At 32.0% G+C, this 2,042-nt stretch carries 3 protein-coding genes; all 3 read left to right on the top strand.

Annotation, left to right across the window (positions count from 1 at the left end; all coding sequences use genetic code 11):
• The first annotated feature begins 73 nt into the window (after positions 1-73).
• A complete protein-coding gene (cas1, locus tag GMD4S_RS00075; RefSeq protein ID WP_000220253.1) occupies positions 74-982 on the top strand; it encodes a type II CRISPR-associated endonuclease Cas1 in 909 nt (302 codons plus the stop codon).
• Positions 983-986: 4 nt separating this feature from the next.
• A complete protein-coding gene (gene cas2 / locus GMD4S_RS00070) occupies positions 987-1,310 on the top strand; it encodes a CRISPR-associated endonuclease Cas2 (RefSeq protein ID WP_001268300.1) in 324 nt (107 codons plus the stop codon).
• A partial coding sequence (gene csn2-St / locus GMD4S_RS00065) for a CRISPR-associated protein Csn2-St (protein ID WP_001056911.1) occupies positions 1,307-2,042 on the top strand: 736 nt, incomplete at its 3' end. The genes cas2 and csn2-St, both read left to right, overlap by 4 nt.

Below are 2,042 nucleotides of genomic sequence, written 5' to 3'. Positions count from 1 at the left end.
AAGGCTTCATGCCGAATTCAACACCCTGTCATTTATGGCGGGGTGTTTTCGTTTTGTGAAAGAGGGAAATACGATGACTTGGAGAATTGTGCATGTCTGTCAGAGTGAAAAAATGCAATTGAAGTTGGATAACCTTTTAATTAAGAAAATGGGTCAAGACTATGTTATCCCACTGAGTGATATTTCGATAATTGTAGCAGAAGGAGGGGAGACTGTTGTAACTTTAAGGTTATTAAGTGCTTTAAGTAAGTACAATATTGCCTTGATTGTCTGTGATAATGAGCACTTGCCTACTGGAATTTATCATTCTCAAAATGGCCATTTTAGAGCCTATAAAAAATTACAGGAGCAATTATTGTGGACGCAGGAGCAAAAAGATAAATTATGGCAGATAGTGACCTACTTCAAAATAAACAATCAGCAAGATGTTCTTGCAATGTTTGAGAAAAATATTGAATGCATTCAATTATTAGCAGACTATAAAGATCATATTGAATATGGAGATAAAACCAATCGTGAAGGTCATGCTGCTAAAGTTTATTTCAATGAATTATTTGGAAAGAAATTCGTACGTCTTACACAACAGGAAACGGATGTCATCAATGCTGGCCTAAATTATGGTTATGCAATCATGAGAGCGCAGATGGCACGTATTATTGCTGGTTATGGTTTGAATCCTTTGATTGGCATTTTCCATAAGAATGAATATAACCAGTTTAACTTGGTTGATGATCTAATGGAACCTTTTCGGCAGATTATCGATGTCTGGGTCTATCAAAATTTACGAGATGAAGAATATTTGAAGTACGAGTTTCGCTTGGCGCTAACAGATACATTAAATGCAAAGATTCGTTATGGGAAAGAAACGTGTTCTGTAACAGTAGCAATGGATAAATATGTCAAAGGCTTTCTAAAATGTATCTCTGATAAGGATACTAGTAAATTTTACTGTCCGGTGGTGTCGAGTATAGAATGGAGCTAAAGAAATGAGGTATGAAGCATTGAGATTATTGTGTTTTTTTGATTTACCAATGGAAACTAATCAAGAAAAAAGGGTCTATCGTAACTTTCGGAAAGATTTAATTGCCAATGGTTTTGAAATGTTGCAGTTTTCTGTTTATTATCGAACCTGTCCTAATCGAAGTTTTGCAAGTAAATTCTATAAAAAATTAAGTCAGAGTAATTTACCAAGTGGGAATGTCCGTTTGCTAGCTGTGACTGAAAAACAATTTTCTGAAATGGTTTTAATAATTGGTGGAAAAACAAAGCAAGAAGAAGTAGTCAGTGATAATAAGTTGGTAGTTATATGAACATGAACATTAGTTATCCATACAAGGATAAAATTTCATTAAGTTTTGGTCAATTTACTCAAATTGTAGGTCAAGATCAGCAATTAAAATATTATATTTGGCAGATACTATTATGGTATTTTGGAGGAAAAAAATATAGTGAGGAAGATTTAGTTCTATTTGAACAAAATGAGCCTAAAATACTAATAGACGATATAATGGTTTCCCGGTCAGAATTCAGTGTTATTCAAGTGTCCAATATCAATGATTTAATTGAACAAATGGAATATAAAAAAGGAACAGTAGCCTATGATTATATAAAGAAAAAGATTAATTCTATAGAGATAATGGAGCAAATTGAAAATATCAATGACAATCTAGATAGGATTTCACTTCTATTGAATCAGAAGTTGAATCTTCAATTAGATGAAATTATCTATCATACCGAAGCAAAATATTTTAATACGGATCAATTGATTCAAAAGAATTTTTTACCATACTTTGGAAAAAATGATAAAAATATATCCTTTGAATTTGTAGACAATAAGACAAAGTTTTTATTATTTCTTTCCATGTTAGAAGTCATGGCGACGAACAGTTCTGAAAAGTTTTTGCTTGTCTTACGAAATTTGGATGATTTTCTATCCTATAGTGATTTTGTTGAATGTTGCGAGAAAATGGAGTTTCTGACTAATCATAATGATTCATTATATATTGTTTTGTTTCCTTCCAATGAAGGTTATCTTCATGTCA

The sequence above is a fragment of the Streptococcus sp. GMD4S genome, assembly GCF_000296955.1.
The sequence above is the reverse complement of the archived record's forward strand: the minus strand, read 5'-3'. Positions and strand labels throughout refer to the sequence as shown.